This is a genomic window from Kitasatospora sp. NPDC034533, assembly GCF_055575155.1.
Genome location: NZ_JBVITE010000006.1, coordinates 107,170 through 128,451, shown reverse-complemented (window position 1 = coordinate 128,451; position 21,282 = coordinate 107,170). Strand labels below are relative to the sequence as shown.

At 72.6% G+C, this 21,282-nt stretch carries 25 protein-coding genes; 16 read left to right on the top strand and 9 right to left on the bottom strand.

The genetic code is table 11. From position 1 onward, the window contains the following. Positions 1-117 precede the first annotated feature (117 nt). The 5 genes from ACZ55U_RS06880 to ACZ55U_RS06860 all read left to right on the top strand — a co-directional run bounded on the left by ACZ55U_RS06880 (position 118) and on the right by ACZ55U_RS06860 (position 4,159). Positions 118-957, top strand: a complete 840-nt coding sequence (locus ACZ55U_RS06880; RefSeq protein ID WP_465523203.1) for a DUF4097 family beta strand repeat-containing protein — start codon at positions 118-120, stop codon at positions 955-957. After that, positions 957-1,892 (top strand): ATP-binding cassette domain-containing protein, encoded by a 936-nt coding sequence (locus ACZ55U_RS06875; RefSeq protein ID WP_465523201.1) that lies wholly within the window; start codon positions 957-959, stop codon positions 1,890-1,892. The genes ACZ55U_RS06880 and ACZ55U_RS06875 overlap by 1 nt, the downstream gene beginning before the upstream one ends. Then, on the top strand, positions 1,889-2,668 hold the full coding sequence (locus tag ACZ55U_RS06870) for an ABC transporter permease (protein ID WP_465523199.1): 780 nt from the start codon (positions 1,889-1,891) through the stop codon (positions 2,666-2,668). The genes ACZ55U_RS06875 and ACZ55U_RS06870 overlap by 4 nt, the downstream gene beginning before the upstream one ends. Before the next feature lie 143 nt (positions 2,669-2,811). Then, on the top strand, positions 2,812-3,417 hold the full coding sequence (locus tag ACZ55U_RS06865) for a hypothetical protein (RefSeq protein ID WP_465523197.1): 606 nt from the start codon (positions 2,812-2,814) through the stop codon (positions 3,415-3,417). A 133-nt stretch (positions 3,418-3,550) separates the two neighbouring features. Beyond that, the gene (locus ACZ55U_RS06860; protein ID WP_465523195.1) at positions 3,551-4,159 is read left to right on the top strand and encodes a hypothetical protein; all 609 of its coding nucleotides are present in this window, start codon (positions 3,551-3,553) and stop codon (positions 4,157-4,159) included. Positions 4,160-4,199: 40 nt separating this feature from the next. On the opposite strand, the gene ACZ55U_RS06855 is transcribed toward ACZ55U_RS06860, so the two are convergent. The 4 genes from ACZ55U_RS06855 to ACZ55U_RS06840 all read right to left on the bottom strand — a co-directional run bounded on the left by ACZ55U_RS06855 (position 4,200) and on the right by ACZ55U_RS06840 (position 6,737). Next, positions 4,200-4,598 (bottom strand): hypothetical protein, encoded by a 399-nt coding sequence (locus ACZ55U_RS06855; protein ID WP_465523193.1) that lies wholly within the window; start codon positions 4,596-4,598, stop codon positions 4,200-4,202. A gap of 199 nt (positions 4,599-4,797) precedes the next feature. Beyond that, complete coding sequence (locus ACZ55U_RS06850; protein ID WP_465523191.1) at positions 4,798-5,253, bottom strand: GNAT family N-acetyltransferase; 456 nt, start codon at positions 5,251-5,253, stop codon at positions 4,798-4,800. Positions 5,254-5,696: 443 nt separating this feature from the next. After that, positions 5,697-5,882, bottom strand: coding sequence for a DUF397 domain-containing protein (locus tag ACZ55U_RS06845; protein WP_465523189.1), 186 nt, complete (start codon positions 5,880-5,882; stop codon positions 5,697-5,699). A gap of 3 nt (positions 5,883-5,885) precedes the next feature. After that, a complete protein-coding gene (locus ACZ55U_RS06840) occupies positions 5,886-6,737 on the bottom strand; it encodes a helix-turn-helix domain-containing protein (RefSeq protein ID WP_465523187.1) in 852 nt (283 codons plus the stop codon). A gap of 229 nt (positions 6,738-6,966) precedes the next feature. Here ACZ55U_RS06840 and ACZ55U_RS06835 point away from each other — a divergent pair, with 229 nt between their 5' ends. The 6 genes from ACZ55U_RS06835 to ACZ55U_RS06810 all read left to right on the top strand — a co-directional run bounded on the left by ACZ55U_RS06835 (position 6,967) and on the right by ACZ55U_RS06810 (position 10,963). Next, entirely contained in the window at positions 6,967-7,338 is a 372-nt protein-coding gene (locus ACZ55U_RS06835) for an ATP-binding protein (protein ID WP_465523185.1), read from the top strand. Beyond that, entirely contained in the window at positions 7,335-7,598 is a 264-nt protein-coding gene (locus tag ACZ55U_RS06830; RefSeq protein WP_465523183.1) for a hypothetical protein, read from the top strand. The genes ACZ55U_RS06835 and ACZ55U_RS06830 overlap by 4 nt, the downstream gene beginning before the upstream one ends. A gap of 407 nt (positions 7,599-8,005) precedes the next feature. Then, complete coding sequence (locus ACZ55U_RS06825; protein ID WP_465523181.1) at positions 8,006-8,326, top strand: DUF6193 family natural product biosynthesis protein; 321 nt, start codon at positions 8,006-8,008, stop codon at positions 8,324-8,326. A 108-nt stretch (positions 8,327-8,434) separates the two neighbouring features. Then, the gene (locus tag ACZ55U_RS06820) at positions 8,435-8,977 is read left to right on the top strand and encodes a GNAT family N-acetyltransferase (protein WP_465523179.1); all 543 of its coding nucleotides are present in this window, start codon (positions 8,435-8,437) and stop codon (positions 8,975-8,977) included. A gap of 102 nt (positions 8,978-9,079) precedes the next feature. After that, positions 9,080-9,901, top strand: coding sequence for a class II aldolase/adducin family protein (locus ACZ55U_RS06815; protein WP_465523177.1), 822 nt, complete (start codon positions 9,080-9,082; stop codon positions 9,899-9,901). Positions 9,902-9,928: 27 nt separating this feature from the next. Then, on the top strand, positions 9,929-10,963 hold the full coding sequence (locus ACZ55U_RS06810; protein WP_465523175.1) for a 2-dehydropantoate 2-reductase: 1,035 nt from the start codon (positions 9,929-9,931) through the stop codon (positions 10,961-10,963). A gap of 47 nt (positions 10,964-11,010) precedes the next feature. Here ACZ55U_RS06810 and ACZ55U_RS06805 read toward each other — a convergent pair whose 3' ends face one another. Beyond that, a complete protein-coding gene (locus tag ACZ55U_RS06805; RefSeq protein ID WP_465523173.1) occupies positions 11,011-11,469 on the bottom strand; it encodes a MarR family winged helix-turn-helix transcriptional regulator in 459 nt (152 codons plus the stop codon). 190 nt (positions 11,470-11,659) lie between these two features. Here ACZ55U_RS06805 and ACZ55U_RS06800 point away from each other — a divergent pair, with 190 nt between their 5' ends. After that, positions 11,660-13,201 (top strand): MFS transporter, encoded by a 1,542-nt coding sequence (locus tag ACZ55U_RS06800; RefSeq protein ID WP_465523345.1) that lies wholly within the window; start codon positions 11,660-11,662, stop codon positions 13,199-13,201. A 171-nt stretch (positions 13,202-13,372) separates the two neighbouring features. Here the strand turns inward: ACZ55U_RS06800 and ACZ55U_RS06795 are convergent, their stop codons facing one another. After that, positions 13,373-14,068 carry a TetR/AcrR family transcriptional regulator gene (locus ACZ55U_RS06795; RefSeq protein ID WP_465523171.1) on the bottom strand — a complete coding sequence of 232 codons (696 nt, stop codon included), beginning with the start codon at positions 14,066-14,068 and terminating at the stop codon, positions 13,373-13,375. 78 nt (positions 14,069-14,146) lie between these two features. Here ACZ55U_RS06795 and ACZ55U_RS06790 point away from each other — a divergent pair, with 78 nt between their 5' ends. Both ACZ55U_RS06790 and ACZ55U_RS06785 read left to right on the top strand, forming a co-directional pair. Beyond that, a complete protein-coding gene (locus ACZ55U_RS06790) occupies positions 14,147-15,079 on the top strand; it encodes a zinc-binding dehydrogenase (protein WP_465523169.1) in 933 nt (310 codons plus the stop codon). Positions 15,080-15,378: 299 nt separating this feature from the next. Continuing rightward, complete coding sequence (locus ACZ55U_RS06785; protein ID WP_465523167.1) at positions 15,379-16,089, top strand: hypothetical protein; 711 nt, start codon at positions 15,379-15,381, stop codon at positions 16,087-16,089. 113 nt (positions 16,090-16,202) lie between these two features. Here the strand turns inward: ACZ55U_RS06785 and ACZ55U_RS06780 are convergent, their stop codons facing one another. Together ACZ55U_RS06780 and ACZ55U_RS06775 are read right to left on the bottom strand one after the other, a co-directional pair. Then, positions 16,203-17,039, bottom strand: a complete 837-nt coding sequence (locus tag ACZ55U_RS06780) for an NmrA family NAD(P)-binding protein (RefSeq protein ID WP_465523165.1) — start codon at positions 17,037-17,039, stop codon at positions 16,203-16,205. Positions 17,040-17,420: 381 nt separating this feature from the next. Next, positions 17,421-18,923 (bottom strand): helix-turn-helix transcriptional regulator, encoded by a 1,503-nt coding sequence (locus ACZ55U_RS06775; protein ID WP_465523163.1) that lies wholly within the window; start codon positions 18,921-18,923, stop codon positions 17,421-17,423. A gap of 181 nt (positions 18,924-19,104) precedes the next feature. On the opposite strand from ACZ55U_RS06775, the gene ACZ55U_RS06770 reads away from it, so the two are divergent. After that, positions 19,105-19,287, top strand: a complete 183-nt coding sequence (locus ACZ55U_RS06770; RefSeq protein ID WP_465523161.1) for a hypothetical protein — start codon at positions 19,105-19,107, stop codon at positions 19,285-19,287. Positions 19,288-19,594: 307 nt separating this feature from the next. On the opposite strand, the gene ACZ55U_RS06765 is transcribed toward ACZ55U_RS06770, so the two are convergent. Continuing rightward, positions 19,595-20,362, bottom strand: a complete 768-nt coding sequence (locus tag ACZ55U_RS06765) for a CDP-alcohol phosphatidyltransferase family protein (protein WP_465523159.1) — start codon at positions 20,360-20,362, stop codon at positions 19,595-19,597. Positions 20,363-20,681: 319 nt separating this feature from the next. Between ACZ55U_RS06765 and ACZ55U_RS06760 the strand changes: the two genes are divergently transcribed. Next, on the top strand, positions 20,682-21,254 hold the full coding sequence (locus tag ACZ55U_RS06760; protein WP_465523157.1) for an NUDIX hydrolase: 573 nt from the start codon (positions 20,682-20,684) through the stop codon (positions 21,252-21,254). Positions 21,255-21,282 lie beyond the last annotated feature (28 nt).

The window sequence follows — 21,282 nt, the reverse complement described above, 5'->3', positions numbered from 1 at the left end:
GCCACGGCATCCGGGGCTTCCCCGCGCAGCACCGCCCGCACCACCTTCTGCACCTACGACGTCACCCCCGCTCCGACCAGCGGGGACACCCACACGAGTCAAGAGGACGGGACAGCCATGCCTACGTACGAGACCGACGGACCGATCTCCGCCATCCTCGAATTCGACATCGGCTCGGTCTGGATCAAGGCGAGCAAGCGCACCGACGCCGTGGTCGAGGTCCGGCCCGCCAACCCGGCCAAGGAGGCGGACGTCAGGGCCGCCGAGCAGACCCAGGTCGACTTCTCGGCCGGCCGGCTCGGCATCAAGGCCCCCAAGCAGCGCTCCGTCTTCACCAGCAAGAAGGGCTCGATCGAGATCCTGGTCGAGCTGCCGGTCGGCTCCGAGGTCCACAGCGAGTCCCCGATGGCCGAGTTCATCACCGAGGGGCCGCTCGGCGCCTGCCGGCTGAAGACCTCGCTCGGCCGCATCCATGTCGAGCACGCCGACAGCGTCCGGCTGGACAGCGGCTTCGGGGACATCCGGCTTGGGGGCACGGCCTGGGACGCCGAGGTGACGGGCGCCGGCCGGATCGAGATCGGCTCCGTCGGGGGCCGGCTGACGGTCAAGAACAGCAACGGCGACATCGAGATCGAGGAGGTGCGCGGCGCGCTGCACGCCAACTCCTCCAGCGGCCGGATCCACGTCGGTTCCGCCGAGGGGGACGTGGACGCCAAGTCGGCGCACGGCCACGTCCGGATCGGCCGGGTGGTCCGCGGCAAGGTCACCCTCCAGACCAACGTGGGGGACGTCGAGGTCGGCATCGCCGAGGGCACCGCGGCCTGGCTCGACGTGCACAGCAAGGTCGGCGGCGTCCGCAACGACCTCGGCCCCACCCAGGGCCCCGGCGATGCCGTGGAGACGGTCGAGGTGCACGGCCGCACCCAGGTCGGCAACGTCATCGTCCGGAGGGCCTGATGGCGGCAGGCCCGGCGATCTCGGCCGCGGGGCTCACCAAGTCCTACGGCGGCAAGGCGGTGCTCCGGGGCGTCGACCTGGCGATTCCGGCGGGCAGCGTGTTCGCCCTGCTCGGGCCCAACGGCGCCGGCAAGACCACCACCGTGCAGATCCTCTCCACCCTGATCCCCGCCGACGGCGGGACGGCCCGGGTGGCCGGCCACGACGTCGCCCGCGAGGCCGGCGGGGTGCGGAAGGCGATCGGGGTGACGGGCCAGTTCTCGGCGGTGGACAACCTGCTGACCGCCGAGGAGAACCTGCTGCTGATGGCCGACCTCAACCACCTCCGCCGTCGGGAGGGGCGGAGGCGGGCGGAGGAGCTGATGCGGCGGTTCGACCTCACCGGGGCCTCCCGCCAGGCCGCCGCCACCCTCTCCGGCGGCATGCGGCGCAAGCTCGACCTCGCGATGACACTGGTCGGGAGCCCGGAGGTGATCTTCCTGGACGAGCCGACCACCGGGCTGGACCCGCGCAGTCGGCGCACCATGTGGGAGATCATCCGGAGCCTGGTCGCCGACCAGGGGGTGACGGTCTTCCTCACCACCCAGTACCTGGAGGAGGCCGACCAACTCGCCGACCGGATAGCCGTCCTGGACGGCGGCCGGATCGTCGCCGAGGGCACCGCCGAGGAGCTGAAGCGGATCGTCCCGGGCGGGCGGATCCGCCTCCGGTTCGCGGACGCCGCCCGCCTGGCCACCGCAGCCGCCCTGTTCGAGTACGCCAAGGCCGACACCGAGGCGCTGCGGCTGGACATCCCGGGGGACAACTCCGTCCTCACCGTGAAGGCCGTGCTGGACGCGCTCGACAACGCGTCCGTCCCGGCCGAGTCACTGGTCGTCGAGACGGCCGATCTGGACGACGTGTTCCTCCAGCTGACCGGGGAGGGGGCGCGATGAGCATCGCCACGGGCACGGCCGGCCACGCACTCGGCGACTCGCTGACCATGCTGCGCCGCAACCTCAAGCACGCGCTGCGGTACCCGTCGCTGACCTTCGCGGTCGTGGTGATGCCGGTCATGATGCTGCTGCTCTTCAACTACGCCTACGGCAGCACGCTGGGTGCCGGCATCGGCGGCGGCCACTACATCGACTACGTCACGCCGGGCATCGTGCTGATGGCGGCCACGTCCGGGTCGCTGGTCACCGCGATCGGCATCTGTACCGACATGACCGAGGGGATCGTCAACCGCTTCCGCACGATGGCGATATCGCGGTCCGCCTTCCTGGCCGGGCACGTGGTGGGGAGTGTCATCCAGACCATGATCGGCCTGGTGCTGGTGATCGGCGCGGCCCTCGCGATGGGCTTCCGGCCGAACGCCGGGCCGGTGGAGTGGTTGGCGGCGATGGGGCTGCTGCTCTTCCTCACCATCGCGCTGACCTGGATATCGGCGGGCATCGGCCTGGTGGCCAAGACGGTCGAGAGCGCCGGCAACCTGCCGATGCCCCTGCAGTTCCTGCCCTTCATCGGCAGTGCCATCGTCCCCACGGACTCCATGCCGGCGGCCATGCGCTGGTTCGCGGAGTACCAGCCCTTCACCCCCGTGATCGAGACCTTGCGCGGTCTGCTGATGGGCACCGGGATCGGCACCAGCGCCTGGAGCGCCCTGGCCTGGTGCACCGGGCTGACGCTGGTGGGCTACTTCTGGTCGCGGAGCGTGTTCCACCGGCGGTGACGGGAGAGTCTCCTACCGGCGGTGACGGGGGTGCGGCCGGTGGTGCGCGGGGTGGCCCGGGCGGCGGAGCACCGTCGTCCGGCTGCTCGGCGCCGCCGTAGTAAAGTCCCGGCAAAAGGCAACTCCGGGGGGAGCAAATGACGGTGACGCGTCGCCAGAAGGTGGTGTGGTGGCTCCGGGGCGCGGCACTGGCGGCCTTCCTGGTGTACCTCCCGGGCTACCTCTCCTCCCGTCAGGGCGGGTTGGTCGAGGTCGAGCGCTGGCTGAACCACCCGGTGCTGCTGCTCGGGACGTCGATCGCGCTGGCCGTGGCCTCGGCGGTGGCCCAGTTCGAGTTCCGTACCAGGTGGGCGCAGATCGGCTGCGCGGCCGTGCTGTCGCCGCTCATCGTCATCGGGGCGATGGTCGGCGCGCTGGCGTACGTCTTCGGCGGCGAGGGCCAGGCCGAGCGGCGGCCCGGCCCGGGCCGTCCGGACCGGGTGCTGACCGTCACCAACATCGCCTTCTCGATCGACCCGGTGTACCGGGTGGAGCTGGTGTCCGGTACCGGCTGGTCGGCCCGCCACTGGAGCATGGGCACCTGGGACACCGAGGACGGTGACTTCATCCGGGTCGACTGGGCCGGGCCGGACTTGATAACGATCACCCGGGAGACGAAGCTCACCGCCTTCGACGTCCTCCCGGACGGCAGCTTGGGCGCGCCCCGGGACTTGCCCCTGCCCCGGAACGGGGACGCCCCTCCGCCGTGAGCCGGGGGAGGGGCGGGACAAACGTGTCACGGACTCCGAACGGTCCTTCGGTGGCGCCGCGCCGCCCCGGGGGCCCGTAGTAGAGTCCGCGCGCATATCACCGGAAGGCGTCGGGGGGGCGAAGGTGTCAGCGGTGCTCCGCAAGCGGATCGCGTGGGGGCTCAGAGGAGCGGCGCTCGCGGCGATGCTGGTGCTGCTGGGGGGCTGGCGTGCGTCCCGGTCGGGCGGGCTGGTGGTGCTCGAACAGTGGCTCTACCACCCGGTGCCGCTGATCGGTGCGGCGCTCGTGCTGGTCGTGATCTCGCTGATCATCGAGACGGAGTTCCAAAGCCGGCTGTCGCGGATCGGCTGCGCGGTCGCTCTGGTGGTGCTGGTTCTCGGCGGGGTGCCGATCGGGATCGCGGGGCTCGCGCTCACCAGGGAGGGCCGGCCTCAGCGGTGGCCCAGCCCGGGCCGTCCGGACCGGGTGCTGACCATCACCGATGTCTCCTCCACGATCGCCCCGGTCTACCGGGTGGAGTTGGTGTCCGGTACCGGCTGGTCGGCCCGCCACTGGAGCATGGGCACCTGGGACTCCTTCAGCGGCGAGTTCGTCAGCGCCGAGTGGTCCGGGCCGGAGCAGATCACGATCAACCAGGGAAAGTCGCTCACGGTCTACGACGTGCTGTCCGACGGCAGCCTGAGCGCGCCCCGGTACGCGCACCGGAACGTGCCCCGGAACGGGGACGCCCCTCCGCCGTGAGCCGGGGGAGGGACGGACCGTTCGCGTCACGGGCTGGACGTCACCAGGTGTCGATGCCCATGGTCTTGGCCGCGCTGTGGATGGCGTTGTAGTGCGGGATCGACATGTCGGACTTCTTCTGGCCGGCCGGAAGGTTGCGGTCGGCGGCCCGGAACTCGTCGCGGGCCTCGGCGAGCAGGCTGGTGCCGTGGGAGACCGGGACGTCCTTGGTGCCGTGCGCCGGGTGGGACTTGGCAGCCGTCTTGCTGCCGGCATTGATCAGGGTGTTGCGGGCCTGGTTGTAGTCGGCGACCTTGATGGTCTTCGGGTTGCGGAGCTCCGTCTGGACCCCGGCTGTCGACTGTGCCTGCTCGGCGGCCACGGCGGCGGGAGCGGCAGCGGCGGTGAGCGCACCCGTCACGAGGACGGTGGCGAAGGCGTTCCGGAGGCTCCTGTGCATGAGGGTGTTCCTTCCGATCGGAAAGCGACGAGGATTCGGCCCCGGGATGAGGAATGGGAACGGTCGGGGTGCGAACGTCTCGGCCATACCCCGGCTCCCGGTGGCGGAAAACCGACTTCCGCTCGGGGAATTCGGTGAGGATGAGATCAAGCCTTTTTCTGATTTGGCTTCAATAGCATTGATGCGGTGGCGAGCCCCGTCAGAGGGTTCGCGTCATGAACGTGCTGTTCGGGTCGGGGCGGTAGTCCGCGAACGGCTCGCAGGTGGTGAACCCGAACTTCTCGTACAGCTTCCTGGCGGGGAGGAAGAACTCCTCGCTGCCGGTCTCCAGGCTCAGCCGGGTGAAGCCCATGCGCGTGGCCTCGGCGATGATGTGCCCGAGGAGGAGGGAGGCGACGCCGCTCCGCTTGCGCAGGGGTGCCGTGCGCATCGACTTCAGCTCGGCGTGGTGCGCGTCGAGTCTTTTGATGGCGCCACAGCCTACGAGGACGTCGTTGTCCCGGACCGACCAGAAGGTGATCCCGGGGCGGCGGAGGGCGTCGAGGTCGAGGGCGTGCGTGCTCTCGGGCGGGGAGATGGCCCGCAGTTGCCGGACGTGCTCGTCGAGGAAGCGGGCGATCTCGGGGCCGGAGAGGTCGTCTGTGGAGATCTTCAACGGTGCTCCTGTCGTGAGCCGCGAAATGCGGAAGGGTCCGGCGCCTGTGGGGCGCCGGACCCTCCGGCTGTTGAGCGCCAGGCCCGGGTTGCACGGACTCTTCCTACTGAAAGTAGGACGTGCTCTGGTAGCACCGCTGACGCCTGACGGGGGATCACTCCCTCGCGACAGATGGAATATTAGCAGTTCAACGCCGGTGTGCCGAATCGCGGTTTCGGGGTGAGGGTGGGGGTGGGGCGAGGAACGCGAACGGGGTCCGGTACCTGTGTAGGTACCGGACCCCGTCCGATGTGGAGCGCCAGGCCCGGGTTGCACGGACTCTTCCTACTGAAAGTAGGACGTGCTCTGGTAGCACCGCTGACGCCTGGCGAGGGATCTTGTCCCTCGCGACGGAAGGAACAGTAGCAGCTCAGCGGCCCCGTGCCGAATCGTGGGGGAGGGGGTCAGGCGTCGAACTCGCCGGCGCGGATCGCGGAGACGAGCTCGCGCCACTCGTCGGGAGTGAGATGGGCGATCCCATCGGGCCGAAGGCTGCTGCGGACGAAGACGGCGTCGGGACCTATGGCCACCTCCGGGCATGCATTGGCGTCCGCGCAGGCTTCCGGGCGCCGCCAGTGAAAGGTTTCCATGGATTAGATCTCTTTCTTGATGAGCCTGATGGCGTCACGGGACTGGCTCTCTGACAGGGAGCGCTTGGTCATCGTGTCGATGATATGGCGGTAGTTCTTCAACTGCTTCTGCTCGTGCAGGAAGGCGGGGCCGCCTACGGCGTCAAGCTGAACCGTGTCCAGGCGGGGCACTGGTCCTTTCGCGTAGAAGACGCCCTGGCCTGCGCCGATGAATCCGTCGGCGCTGAAGCTGATGACCTGGAGCGTGACGTGCGGGAGCTCCGAGAACTCAAGCAACTTGTCCAACTGCTGCTTTGCGGCGGCGCGACCGCCGAACCGCATGCGCAGAGCAGCCTCATGGACCAGTGCCGAATAGGGCGGGGCGCCTTCGCGCATCAGCACTTCCGAACGCTTGAGGCGGTGTTCCAGTCGACCTTCGAAGAGGCGCGGAGGTAGCGGCGGGTAGACCTCGGCGAAGATGGCCCTGGAGTAGGCCTCCGTCTGCATGGCGCCAGGTACGTGCGAAACCTGGTAGGTGCGCATTCCCTTGGCGAAGTACTCCATTTCCGCGATGTCCAGGAAGCCGACCGGCACGGAGCCGCGATAGTCCTCCCACCAGCCTCTGTGGCGTTCCTCGGCCATGGCGCCGAGCGCCTCGACGAAGGCGGTGTCGCTCTCTTGGTAGTCGGAGGCGAGCATCCTCACGCGCTCCGCACTGATCGGGTACTGCGCCTTCTCGATCTGCGTGATCTTCGTTCGGGAGAACCCAAACAGCGCGGCAGCCTCGGCAGTTGTGCGGCCGGCGCAGTCGCGCATCTTCCGCAGCTCGATGCCGACTCGTTCCTGCCTGGCAGAAGGGGTGGTTCCTGGTGGCATGCCCCAAGCATCCATCGCAATCCCATGAGGGGTCCAGCAATCCATCGATCGAGTGAAGGATTAGGTAGAAGTGCCGGTACATGTACCAGAGATGCCCTACAGTCGGTGCCGCACCGATCACCGATGCGGGCGTCAGTAACGCTGCCTCGCACCGCAGAGCACCCGTGTCCGGGCTCGCTCACGGTGACAGCTCGCTCGGTTCATCCCTCCATTCCCCCTGGGAGACACTGTGCGCAACCTCAACTCCCCCTCCCTCACCCTCTCCCGCAGCGCCCTCCGCGACGGCATGGCCAGCGCCGGCTGGCCGCCCTCCCTCATCGCGGACGCCGAACTCGCCATGGTCGAACTCATCGTCAACGCCTGGCGTCACGGCAAGACCACCTCCCCCGTCATCCTCATCGACCACCGCGCCAACACCCTCCGGGTCTCCGTCTCCGACCGCAGTCCACTCCCCCCGGAGCAGCCCCGCGACCTCCCCCTCCTCTCCGAGACCGGTCGGGGCCTCCAGCTCGTCGCCGGGCTCGCCCACCGCTGGGGCGTCGATCCCCAACGCCTCGGCAAAACCGTCTGGTTCGAGCTCCAGCAAGAGCGCTGCTCGTGAGCGCCCTCCACCCCATCCACCCCGCCGACCCGGCGCTCCTCCACCTCACCCCGCGCCAGCTCACCGAGCTGATCGTGGAACTCCGCACCGAGGGCCGCGAATTCGGCCTCCTCTGGCCCTCCGCCGTCTCGGGCGAGACCAACCTCCACGGCCATCGCCTGATCGACGTCGGCAACATCCCGGCCAGCACCCTCATCAACCTCCTCGCGCTCCTGCGCGAGCACAAGCGAAGCCGTGGCACCCGCCCCCGGACGGAGTGAGGCCCCACCCTGACAGACTGGGGTCATGAACTCCGGCTCTGACAAGAGAAACTGGGACGAAGACGGGGCCCTCCGGGCCGCACTCAGGAACGCAGCCGGGGAACTCGGGCTCACCCTGCCCGAGCCGCACGGGCAGTGGGGCCGCCTCGCGGAGTACCTCGACGCGGACACGGGCCGCAGTGTGGTGGTGTCCCCGCCGGGCAACGGACGGCGGACCTTCGAGGTGCGCCTCCAGCTCAACGGCACGCCCCTGGCCAGTGGGGGGACTTCGGACCTCGCCAAAGCCGCCAGGGCGGTGGCGGCCTGGACCGGCGGCGCGGGCCTCGAAGAGACCCGGGCGCGCCTCGTTCATCAGGTACCGGCCCTGGGCCCTCGCCCACGAGCGCGAACCCTTCGGCAAGGTCGAGTTGACCTGGCTCGTCAAGCTCGACCGCGTCCACTCGGCGCCGTACAGCCGGCACCCGCGCGCCCACGCGGTGCTGGCGGCGGCGTACGACCAGCCGGTGCTGCGTGGGCTGATGCCGGTCAACAGCCACTTCAACCTGTGGTTCTCCACCAGCATCGAGGACTTCTGGAAGACGCGGGTCGGCTACGTCCTCTGCCCGTACGACGACGGGCTGTACGGGGTGCGGAACCGTGGTGAGCTGATCGCGCGCACCGAGACGCCGGAGGAAGCCGTCGCCCTGGTGGTGGCCGCCCTCCCGGAGGGGATCGGCCCGGCGAGCTGAACCCCCGCCTCGGCGCGAGAAGTCGGACCGGCCGACGTCTCGCGCCGGGGTAAATCCGTGAGGCCAAAGGGATTGCCGCCCGCCGACTCGTTCGGATAGGAACCTCGCATGCTTCGAGGCGACAAGATCGGGCTGCGCGCCCGGTACGACGAGGACATACCGATCCTGCGGGCCGAGCTGTACGACGACGTGGCCAACTCCGCCCGCTCCGAATGCGGTCCGTGGCGGCCGATCGTGCCCGGCTCGAACGATCCGAGGCTCGTGGTGGACGAGCAGAACCAGGCGAACGTCCCCTTCTCCGTCGTGGAGTTGGACAGCGGCACGCTGGTCGGCTCCGCGAACCTGTGGGGCATCGACACCCACCACCGCTCCGCGCACCTCGGGCTGGGACTGCTGCCGTCCTGCCGTGGCAAGGGCTACGGCGCCGACGTGGTCGCGGTGCTGTGCCACTACGGGTTCGTCGTGCGCGGCCTCAACCGGCTCCAGGTCGAGACGCTCGCGGACAACGCCCCGATGCTGCGCGCCGCCGAGCAGAACGGCTTCGTCCGCGAGGGCGAACTGCGCTCCTCGGCCTGGGTGATGGGCCGGTTCGTGAACCAGGTGCTGCTCGGCCTCCTCGCCGAGGACTGGAACCCGGGCGCAAGGGCCTAGTCCGCCGAGGCCCCCCCGCAGCGCCGGGCCGTGTATGTTCTCGAACCTCAGCTGAGTCGCTCTGCCACCCCTCGCCGCACCGTCGCAGCCCCAGGAGTCGCCATGCCCGCACCGCAGCAGACCACCGACCCCTACGAGGCGTCCGGCGTCGTGGGACCGGCCCCGGAGGGGGTGGGCCTGCCCCTGCCGCCGGTCTTCGAGTCGGTGGAGGCGGAGCGCCGGTACCGCAGGGAGCAACTGGCGGCGGGATTCCGGCTGTTCGGCCGGTTCGGCTTCTCGGAGGGCGTCGCCGGGCACATCACCGTGCGTGACCCGGAGGACCCGGGCCGGTTCTGGGTGAACCCGTTCGGCATGAGCTTCCACCAGATCAAGGCCTCCGACCTGGTCCTGGTCGACCACGAGGGCACCCTGCTGCACGGCACCCGGCCGGTGAACCGGGCCGCGTTCGCGATCCACTCCCAGGTGCACGCGGCCCGCCCGGACGCGATCGCCGCCGCGCACTCCCACTCGCTGTACGGCAAGGCCTTCTCCAGTCTGGGCATCCCGCTGGCCCCGATCACCCAGGACGCCTGCGCCTTCTTCGAGGACCACGGGCTGTACAGCGACTACCGGGGCGTGGTGACCGACGTCGAGGAGGGGCGGCGGGTGGCCGCCGCGCTGGGCGGATACAAGGCGGTGATCCTCCAGAACCACGGTCTGCTCACGGTCGGGCAGTCCGTCGCCGAGGCGGTCTGGTGGTTCGTCACGATGGAGCGCTCCTGCCAGGCGCAGCTGCTCGCGATGGCGGCCGGCACCCCCAAGCTGATCGACCGGGAGACCGCGCTGATCACCCGTGGTCAGCTGGGGACCTCGCTGGCCGGCTGGTTCCAGGCCCGCCCGTTGTGGGACCAGATCACCGCCTCCGATCCGGACCTCTTCGACTGACCGCTCCCCGCCGCTCCAGGAGGCGTCATGTCCGCCGTGGATTCCCGGCCCCGCCCGCGGATCGCCGTGTTCGGCGCCGGGTCCGTCGGCTGCCACCTCGGCGGTATGCTCGCCTCGGCCGCCGACGTCACCCTGATCGGGCGGCCGGCCGCGATGGCGGCGATCGAGGCGGACGGGCTGACCCTCACCGGGCCGGGTGAGGCCCGTCGCGAGGTCTGCGGCCTGACGACGGCGGCCGGTCCGGAGGCGGCGGCCGGGGCCGACTACGTCCTGGTGACGGTGAAGTCCGCCGACACCGCGACCGCCGCCCGGGAACTCGCGCCGCACCTCGGGCCCGGCACCGTGGTGGTGAGCTTCCAGAACGGCCTGCGCAACGCCGGGGTGCTCGCGGACGCGCTGCCCTCCCACCGGGTGCTGGCCGGCATGGTGCCGTACAACGTGGTGCGGACCGGCTCCGCCGCCGTTCACCAGGGGAGCGGCGGGTCACTGGCGCTGGCGGCCGAGGAGGGGGCGCACGTGCTCGCCGACGCGGCACGGGCGAGCGGTCTGCGACTGGAGCTGCGTTCGGACATGCCGGGCGTCCAGGCGGCGAAGCTGCTGATCAACCTCAACAACGCCGTCAACGCCCTCTCCGGCCTGCCGCTGAGCGAGCAGGTCGGGCAGCGGGCGTACCGGCGGTGCGTGGCGCGCTGCCAGCGGGAGGCGCTGGCGGCGTTCCGGGCCGCCGGGGTGGTGTCTGCCCGGCTCGGCCCGGTGGCGCCGGGGCTGATGCCCTGGGTGCTGGGCCTGCCGAACGCGCTGTTCCAGCGGCTGGCGGGGGCGAGCCTGCGGATCGACGCCACCGCCCGGTCCTCGATGTGGGAGGACCTCCAGCGCGGCCGGCCCACCGAGATCGACTCGCTCCAGGGCGAGGTCGTCGCCCTGGCCGAGCGCCACGGCCTCACCGCCCCCGCCAACGCCCGTCTCGCCGCCCTCGTCCGCGAGGCCGAGGGGGCCGCGCCCGGCACCGCCCCCGGCTGGCCCGGCCCCGCCCTCCTCGCCGAACTCACCTCGGCCGGCTGACCGGGCCGTCCGCCGGGCCCGCCGACTGGTGACCCGCGCCCGCCGTCTCAGTCCCGGGGCCAGGGCCGTCCGTCGATCCGCTCGATGCCGAGGTTGAAGCGCCGCAGGAAGCCGGCGAAGGAGGCGATGTCCTCCTCCGGCCAGTCCGCCATGACGAGGTCGAGCGCCCGGACGTGGGCCTCGCGCTCCTCGCCCAGCCGCCGCCGGCCCTCGTCCGTCAGGCGGAACTTGCGGGCGATCCCGCCGTCCGGGTCCGGGATGCGTTCGAGCAGGCCCGCGCTCGTCAGCGCCGCCGTCTGCCGGTTGAGGGTGGAGACGTCCAGTCCGAAGGCGTCGCTGAGCTGCCCGATGGACATGGGCCCCTCGGCGTCGACCCGGCTGAGCAGGATGTACGCGCTGCGTTCGAGCTGACTGCCCTCGGGGCGGCGGTTGTCGACCTGGCTCAGGTCACGGTGCCGGGCGAACACCAGGAATTCGAGTGCCACCTGGTGCGTGGGGCTGGCCATGGCGAGGTCCCTTCATCACCGCGTTGACCTGCGGTTTCTTCATGGATCACCGTTCAGTATGCCAGAAATGTGCAGCTCGCATGTGATGTGCATGATGCACATCGTGTGTACTCTGATGCTCATGTGCGACCTGCACATGGTGTGCAAGTCGCACACCACCTGATCCCCTCGATCGTCGAGGAGGCCCGTCATCAACGGCCCCGCCCCCGCCCGCAGCACCGGTCCGATCGTGGCGACGCTCGCCTTCACCGGCACCGTCGCCGCGATCATGCAGACCCTGGTCACCCCGCTGATCAGCCAGCTGCCGCAGCTCCTGCACACCAGCGCCTCCAACGCCTCCTGGGTCATCACCGCGACCCTGCTCTCCGCCGCCGTCTTCGTCCCGATCAGCGGCCGCCTCGGCGACCTGCTCGGCAAGCGGACGATGCTCATCGCCTCCTGCGTCCCGCTGCTGCTCGGCTCGGTGCTGTGCGCGGTGGCCACCTCGGTGGTGCCGATGGTCACCGGCCGCGCGTTGCAGGGCATGGGCATGGGCCTGGTGCCGATCGGCATCAGCCTGCTGCGTGACGTCCTGCCGCCCGAGCGGCTCGGCTCGGCGATCGCGCTGGTCAGCGCGTCGATGGGGATCGGCGGCGGCCTCGGCCTGCCGATCGCGGCCGGCGTCGCGGACTACGCCAGCTGGCGGGTGCTGTTCTGGGGCACCGCCGTGCTGACCGTCGTCATCATCGGCATGCTCTGGTCCGTCGTCCCCGCCCCCGCCGTGAAGGCCCCCCGCCCCGCGGGCGGACGCTTCGACTACGTCGGCGCGATCGGGCTGAGCCTCGGCCTGGTCTGCCTGCTGCTGCCGGTCTCCAAGGGCGGCGACTGGGGCTGGGGCAGCACCCTGACCCTCGGCCTGTTCACCGCCTCGGCGGCCATCCTGATGCTCTGGGCCCGCTGGGAGCTGCGCGTCAGCGACCCGCTGGTGGACCTGCGGGTCACCGCGCGCCCCCGGGTGCTGCTGACCAACCTCGCCTCCGTCCTGGTCGGCTTCGGCATGTACGCCCAGGCGCTGATCGTGCCGCAGCTCCTCCAGCTGCCGAAGGCCACCGGCTACGGCCTGGGCCAGTCGATGCTCGCCATGGGCCTGTGGATGGCGCCCGGCGGGCTGATGATGATGGTCGTCTCGCCGCTGGGCGGCAAGCTGTCGGCGGCGCGCGGCCCGAAGTTCACCCTCGTCGTCGGGGCGCTCACGATCGCCTTCGGGTACGGCCTGGCGCTGCCGCTGATGGGCTCCACCTGGGGCGTGCTGGTCGTGACGATCGTCTGCAACAGCGGCGTCGGCCTGGCCTACGGCGCGATGCCCGCACTGATCATGAGCGCGGTGCCGCTGTCGTCGACGGCCTCGGCGAACAGCTTCAACACCCTGATGCGCTCGCTGGGCACCTCGGTCTCGGCCGCCGTGATCGGCGTGGTGCTGTCGCAGGTGACCGTCACCCTGGGCGGGCACACCCTGCCCTCGGAGAGCGGCTTCCGGGTCGGCCTGGTGATCGGCTGCGCCGTCGCCCTGATCGCGGCCGCCGTCGCCGCCGTCATCCCGGTGCCGCCCGCCCCGCAGCTGCGGGCCGTTCCCACCCAGGCCGCCGCTCCCACCCAGGGCGCCGCTCCCACCCAGGGCGCCGCTCCCACCCAGGGCGCCGCTCCCACCCAGGGCGAGGAGGGCGTGGAGGCGGCGAAGCCGGCCACCGCCTGAACCGTGTCCGGGCGTGCGCTGTGCTCGCGCGCGCCCGGCGCGTCCTCGACGCCGCGGCGCATCCCGTCGGGAAAGCGCCGCGGCGCGCGTGTGCCCGGGCCACCCTCGGTCCCGACGGCGCGCGTGTCCGGAACGTCCTCGGCCCTGCGGCGCCCGTGCCCCGGGACTTCCTCAGTTCCGCGGCTCGACCGTCGCCGCGAGCGCGCCCGGCAGTTCGGCGCAGGCCGCCCGGAGCCGGCGCGCGAGGTCGGCGCGGGTGTGCCCGGAGGGCTGGGCCACCCAGCCGTCCATCGCCTGGTGGAACGCGGCGACCAGCATGTCCACCGCCAGCCGGGCGCGCAGTGCGGCGCCTCCCGGGGAGCCTTCGAGGAGGAAGCGGCGGTTGATCGTCGCCACCGCCGTCCGGGTCGTCCGGTCGCAGAAGGCCAGCCCGTGGGCGTCCATCGAAGGCGTCCGGGCGGCCAGCCGGCGGCTCGCCAGGGCGCGCTCGGCCCAGCCGTCGGCGGGCATCCGGCCGACCGCCTCGGCGAGCGTCTCCTCCAGGACGGCCATCAGCCGGCCTCCGTCGGCCGGACGGCTCTCCAGAACCTCCAGGAACATCGCCCACAGGTCCTGGGTGGGTGCCATCGCGACGTCCTCCTTGCTGGTGAACGCGCGGAAGAAGGTCCGCTTGGAGACCGTGACGGCGTCGCACAGCCGGTCCAGCGTCACCCCGTCGAAGCCGTGCTCGCCGAACAGCTCCAGGGCGGTGTCGATCAGCGCCTGGCGGGTGCGCAGCTTCTTGCGCTCGCGCAGCGGGAGCGCGGCCCCAGGGCCCTCGGGGGCGTCTGTCGGGGGCACGGCGCCTGCGGCCTTCTCGGGAGTCATCGCGGCAGTCTAGTCCGAGGCCGATTGCCACCTGTAGGCTTATGCCACTCAGTGGCAGAATCTTGGGGAGGACCTTCCATGCGTGCACTCCTGGTCGACCGCTCGGCCCCCGGCGGATTGCGCCTCGGTACGGCCCCGGACCCCGAGCCCGCGCCCCACCAGGCGCTGGTCCGGGTCACCGCGACCTCGCTCAACTACGGCGAGGTCGCCATCGGCCTCGACCGGGCCCCCGACGGGACCGTCCTCGGCTGGGACGCCGCCGGAATCGTGGAACGCGCCGCCGCGGACGGCTCCGGACCTGCCGAGGGGACCCCGGTGGTCACCCTGATGCCGGACGGAGGATGGGCCGAACTGCGGGCGGTGGACACCGGGTTGATCGGTGTCGCGCCCGCCGGTGCCGACCTGGCCGACCTCGCCACGATCCCCGTCGCCGCCACCAGCGCCCTGCGCGCGCTGCACCGCACCGGCCCGCTGCTCGGCCGCCGCGTGCTGGTCACCGGAGCCACCGGCGGCGTCGGCCGCTACGCCGTCCAGCTCGCCCGGGCGGCGGGCGCGCACGTGCTGGCGTCCACCGGTTCGGCCGACCGGAACGGTGAAGTGCTGCGGCGCCTCGGCGCCCACGAGGTGATCGGCTGGCCGAAGGAGGCCGACGGCCCGGTCGACGGCGTGGTGGACCTCGTCGGCGGCCCCCAACTGGTCGAGGCCTACGAGGTGCTGGGGCGGGGCGGCACCCTGGTCGCCGCCGGCCACAGCTCCGGCCAGGGGGAGGGCTTCCCGTTCGGCGCCCTCTTCGGCGACGCGGCCCGGCACGACCGCTCGGTGGTCTCCTTCTACCTGCTCGCCTGCTCCGGCCTCGACCGTGACCTCGGCTGGCTCGCCCACCGGGTCGCGGCGGGCGAGCTGGACCCCGGCATCACCTGGCGCGGCGACTGGGACGACGCGGCCGAAGCGGTCGACGCCCTGCTCGGGCGGCGGCTGCACGGCAAGGCGGTGCTGACCATCGGGGCCTGAGGCCTCTCGGGCTCCAGGGGGTCCGAGGGCACTGCGGCTTCCGAAGCCTGCCCTCGGCCCCGTCGGGCCGTCGTCCGGCCGTCGTCGGGCCCCGTCCGGCCGTCGTCCGGCTGTCGTCGGGCCCCGTCCGGCCGTCGTCCGGCTGTCGTCCGGCCCCCGTCCGGCCCCCGTCCGGCCGTCGCCGCGCGGGCCGGCCCACTCGGACGGGTCAGGAGCTGTCGCTGTGGAGCGGGTTGTTGCCAAGCATGGGGACTACGGGCCCCTCGGCCGCCGACCCCCGACCAGGAGAGGGATCCTCGGTGCGTGAACTCCACAGTCCCCCCAGCCCCGGCCGATCCGGCCACCGTCCACTGCCCGGGCACCTCTCGGGCGGGGACCGGCGGCCGGCCCGGTGGTGGACGCCCCAGCGCACGGTCGCGCTGATCGTGGCCGCCTCCGGCGTCGCCGTGCTCGCGGCGTGCGGCAGCACTCCCTCCTCGGGCACGGCGGGCGGCTCACCGGCCGCCTCGCCCAACCCGGGCGCCTTCTCCGGCGAGCCGCCTTCGGCGATCGCCTCCGCCGCCCAGTCGCTGCTGGCCTCGGCGTCGGCCGCGCAGGCCTCGGCGTCGGCGGCCTCCGAGTCGGCCGCCGCCGCCAAGTCCGCCGCGGCCTCCGCGTTCGAGGCGTCCGTCTCGGCGCAGCAGGCGATGATGCGGGAGAAGGCCGCCTCGGTGCTCAGCGGGGTGCCGGACGGCGGCAACGCCCAGAGGGACGTCACCATCACCGGCATCGCCCAGCAGAACACCGGCGGTCTGAACGCCGTGGTCGTCACCGTGCGGAACCCGGGGCCCAACCCGGCCTCCTACGCGGTGCAGGTCGACTTCCTCGATGCCGCCGGCAAGGCGGTGGACAGCTCCGTCGTCGGCGCCGAGAACGTCCCGGCGAACGAGAAGGCCGAGCCCGTCGCCTTCAGCAGGCAGCCGGCCGACCTGAACCTGACCCCCGTGGTGGTCAAGGCCGTCCGTTACTGAGGCCGTCCGCTCCTGAGGGCGTCGGATACCGGCCGTCCGCTCCTGGAGCCGTCCGTTTCCGGGTCGTCCGCTGCCGGGGCCGCCGGCTGCCGAGGCCCCCGGCGGGCCCCGGTCTACCGGAAGTCCGCCGCGTGATCCCGCACCCAGCTGCGGACGTCGCGCGGCGGACGCCCGAGCACCTGCCGCACGGTGTCCGTCACCCGCTCCGGCTCGCGGGTGAACGACTCCCAGGCCCGCAGCCGGGCCGCCACGAACGCCGGGTTCCCCCAGGCGGCCGTCAGCTGCTCACGGGCCGTCTCCGGCGGCAGCTCCTCCCACCGCAGCGGGACGCCCAGCTCCTCGCCGACGATCCCGGCCAACTCGGCGTGTGAGAGCGACTCCGGGCCGGTGACCACGTACCTGGCGCCGTCGTGCCCGTCCTCGGTGAGCGCCCGCACCGCGACGTCCGCGATGTCCCGCTCGTGCACCAGCGAGCGCCGTGCCCGCCCGTACGGCCAGCGGACCACGCCCTCGCGCACCTGGTCGGCCCAGGCCAGCAGGTTTCCGGCGAAGTCGATCGCCCGGACGAAGGTCCAGCGCAGGCCCGAGTGCCGGATCAGCCGCTCGATCTCCTGGTGGAAGACCGCGGCGGGCTCGTCGTCAGCGAGGTCCGGCACATCCGTGGACAGGTAGACGACCCGCTCGGCGTGCCGGGCGATCAGCTCCACCACCTCGGGCCGTACGGGCAGCCCGGGCCACATCAGGTAGACCGCCCCCACGCCGCCGGTCAGCGCGGGCTCCAGGCTTCCGGGCTCGGCCAGGTCGCCCCGGAACGCCTCAACGCCCTCGGGCAGCCGAGCCGTTGCCGGATCGCGGACGAACGCCCTTACGTCGTGGCCCCCTTCGACGAGCGAGGACACAACGTGCCTTCCCACGCTGCCGGTTGCGCCGGTCACCAGGATCTTGGTCATGCCGGGCCCAACGTCGGCGGGGCGGAGGTTATGCCGGGTGGGCCACCGGCCCTGTCCCACCGGCCCTGTCCCCCGGCCGGCTGGCGGCCGGCCCCACCGCGACGGCCCACCGGTCGGAGGCTCGGCGTACGGGGTGCTGATGGCGGGTGTCGACCGGGACGGGCGGGGCGCGGAGCGGGCATGCGGTTCTCCGGCCCGGGTGGGCGGTGACGGCGGCGCGGTGTCCGGCCGACGCCGCGAACGGCGCGGCCCGTACGGGCCGCGCCCCGGGGCGGGGACGTCGAGGGCGGCGGGTCACGCGTCCTGTCCCCGAAGTCCTCGCCCGACCCGTGGCCCGCGAGTCGTGGCTCCCGGCGCCGGGTTACGTCACGCCGTCGCGGGTTACGTGACGTCCTCCGCGCGCTGCTTCTGCCGGGCCCGGTAGGCGCGGGAGCGGCAGCGGGGCGAGCAGTAGCGTGGCGGGCGGCCGCCCGCCCGCCGCCGGGCGCTGGGGGAGGGAGCGGGGTCCGTCAGGGGCTCGCCGCAGGCGGGGCAGGCCGCCGCCGGCAGCGGCGCCGCGACCTCGGCCGCCGCCTCGGGCTCGGCGTTCGGGTCGGGCTCCCCGTCCGGCTCGGGCACGGCGTCCGCCCCGGGTTCCGCGTCCGCCCCGGGTTCTGCGTCCGGCCCGGGTGTCGCGGCCGGGTCCGGGGCGGGGTGCGAGGTCAGGCCCATCCGCTCGGCGACCACACCGGCCTCGAAGCGGCTGTGCGCGCCGAGGCTGTCCAGCAGCTCCGAGACGTGGCGGCGGCAGGTGCGCAGGGAGATGCCGAGCCGCCGGGCGATCGACTCGTCCTTGAGGCCCTTCGCGAGCAGCACCAGGATGCTCTGCTTCACCGTCTTGGTGACGTCGTGGGCGGCCTGCGGGCCGCTGGCGAACGGGGTCGCGTTCTCCCAGTCCCGCTCGAAGACCGTCAGCAGGTAGGAGAGCAGGTCGGGCTCCCGGATGATCAGCGCACCGCCGGAGCTGGCGGGCAGCAGCGCCAAGGAGCCGTCCACGATGATCAGTTGTGGCAGCACCTCGGGCAGCGTACGGATCTCGGCGCCCGCCTCGATGAGCCGGCCCGCGTGCACCCGGGTGGGCTGGTCGAAGCGGGTCGCGTGCTGGTAGAGGCTCCGCATCCGGACGCCCCGTTCGAGCAGCGCCAGGTCACGCGGCAGCGCCTCGCGCAGGGCGGCCGGCGGGAAGGACCCGCCGTGCTTGGAGACCAGCACCTCGCTGCGGCAGGAGTCCATCACGTCGGCGAGCAGCGAGCGGACCGCGAACTTGTCGGGCAGGCGGTCGATGGTGCCCTGGGGGAAGGCGTGCTGGCGGGCCTGGAGGTAGACGGGGAGCAGCGCCGCGAGCCCGTCGCGCTGCTGCTGGATGAGCCGCCGCTGCTCGCGCAGCGCCTCCTCGTGGGCGCGCAGGGCGGTGTCGCGGGCGGAGAGCAGCTGCGCGGTGGCGGCCTGGGGGCTCACCGGCAGCCAGGCGGCCGGGGCAGCGGCGGCCGGGGCGTCGGGTGCGCGCAGCTCCTGGAAGAGGCAGGCGCCGGTGAGTTGCCGGACGGCCGCCTCGCACTCCGGAAGGCTCAGGTCGGTCTCCGACGCCGCCTGTGCGAGGTTGGCGGGTGTGAGGCGCTCGTGCACCACCGTCCACCGGTAGAGCGTGACGGCGGCGCTGTCGAGCGCGGGCACGTCGGCGGTCGGACCGGCGGGACCGGTGGGACCGGTGGGACCGGTGGGACCGGTCGGGTCGTACGCGGCTGGGTCGAACGCGGCCGGGTCGGGACCGGCCGGGCCGGGATCGGCCGGATCGGGATCGGTCGGGTCGAACGCGGCCGGGTCGAGGGCGGTCCCGGGTTCCATCGCATGCCTCCTAAAGCTGTCAGGCAGGCTCATGATCCCTTGTGGGGGATGTCGCGGCCATCCGCCGACTGGCAGGGTGACGATCACGGACCGGGTGGGTGATGCGCCGCGAACTGCGGAAACACCCGAATCGTGTGGAACTGTCCCCAAGGTGATGGGAGTTGTCGTCGTGCGAGGAATCGTGACGCGGACACTGGTCGCGGTCGTGCTGGGCGCCGCCGCCTGGGCGGGCGCGGTGGCCCCGGCCGGAGCCGCCGTGCTCCCCGGCGATCTGTCGACGAACTCCGGTCCCGGGAACGGCCACAGCTGCGTCTCCACGACGGCCTGGGGCGACCAGTGGTGCCCGGGCAAGCCGCTGGACTGACGAGTCGCCTCGCGCCGGCCCGCGCCACCCGCTCCGGAAGGGAGTCTCCCGTGCACATGGCGCTGAAGCTCCGCGTCCCCACCACTCCCACCGCCACCGGCCGGGTCGGCTCGGCCGGCGGCGGTGGGTCCGCGCGCCCGGTCGGGCGCCCCTGGTCACCGACGCCCCCTCGGTGAAGTGACGTGCCCCGCGCGGGAAGTCGGTGGAGTCGACTTCCCGCGCGGGGCATGCGGGGGTGGTGGGCCGTCGGCCCCGCCTCGGCGCTGAGCCCCGTTCGGCCGGAGCGTCGTTCGGTGCGGAGTGCTGCTCAGCGGAGCCGCGAGGAGGACAGGATCGACGCCAGGTGCGCGACCACCATGCCCCAGGTGATCACCGTGATCCCCGCGAGCACCCATCGCGTCGCGTCCAGGTTGCCGAGCCCCGTGTCCACCACGGCCGCCGCCAGCAGCACCAGCGAGGACTCGATGCCGTTGGTCACCCGGTGGATCTTGAACAGCGAGGCCACCCTGCGGGCCGTCGCGATGCCCTGGGAGCGCGGCTGCGTCGACTCCTCGGTCGCCGGGAGCTGCCCGCTGCGGGCCCGCGCCACGTCCACCAGGTCCGTCGAGGCCTTGAGCAGCACCACGCCCAGCGCGGCGGCCAGACCCGCCGACACCCACAGCTCCGACCCGCCCCGCGCCGCCCGTACGCCCGCGCCGATCATCAGCGCGGCGTCCGCCAGGTAGGCGCCCAGCCGGTCCACGTACACCCCGGCCATGCTGAACTGGCGCTTCCAGCGCGCCACTTCGCCGTCCACGCAGTCGAACAGCAGGAACAGCTGGAACAGTACGGCGGCCAGCACCGCGCCGGTCAGGCCCGGGATCAGCAGGGCCGCGCCGCCGCCCACCCCGCACACCACCATCACCCAGGTGAGGGTGTTCGGCGACACCGAGGTGCGCACCAGCTGCCGGGTGGTGCGCAGCGAGACCGCCCGCATGTACAGCCGGCCCGCCCAGTGCTCGCCGTTGCGGCTCTGGATCTTGGCCTGCGGCTGGCACACCTCGCGCAGCTCTGCGAGTGCCGGAGCAGCCACCATGACGATTCCTTCCACCTGTCCCTGAATGATCACCACAGGCTACGGCCTCCGGGGAAACGCCCGGACCAGCCGGTATGCCGTCGGCGGTACGGCGGATGACTTCCGGGGGAACGCCCGCCGAGCCCGCGCCCCGGGGCCCCGGCGCCCGGGCTCCCCGGACGAAAACCGGTGGGTCTTCGAGCGCCCCCCGGGCTAGGCTGCGCGGGTTCGCCGGAACCCGAAGGCACCGGGCCCGACCGCCGCGTGCCCCGACCGCCTGCCTCCGCGCGCCGGTTGCCACGCCCCGCGCGCCCGGAGCGGAACGAGGAGTAGCAGACCCATGGTGACCACGGGCGGCCCGTCGCACGGCCCCGACCTGGCCAGGCTGTTGGACGACCACCGCCCGCGGGGCCCGGTGGAGACCGCCGACCACGAGCGGGCCCGCCGGCTCCTCGACGTCGCCGACGCCTGGGACCGGCGCACCTTCCCCCTCCACTTCACCGCCTCCGCGCTGATCGTCCACCCGCCGACCGGGCGAGTCCTGCTGCGCTGGCACGTCCGCCAGCAGGCCTGGCTGCACGTCGGCGGCCACGGCGACCCGGGGGAGACCGGTCCGCTGGACATCGCCCTGCGCGAGGGCCTGGAGGAGACCGGTCTGACCGACCTCGCCCCGTGGCCCGGCCCGGCGCTCGTCCACGTCGCCGTGGTGCCCGTCCCCGCCTCGCCCACCGAGCCCGCGCACGAGCACGCCGACCTGCGCTTCCTGCTGGCCACCGACACCCCGGAGCTGGCCCGCCCGGAGAACCCGGCGTCCCCGCTGGAGTGGCTCGGCGTCGCGGACGCCAAGCGGCGGACCACCGTGGAGAACCTCCGCGAGACCCTCGACCGGGCCGCCCCCCTGCTGCTGCCCTGAGCCCCTCCCGGATCCGGCTGAGCCGCCC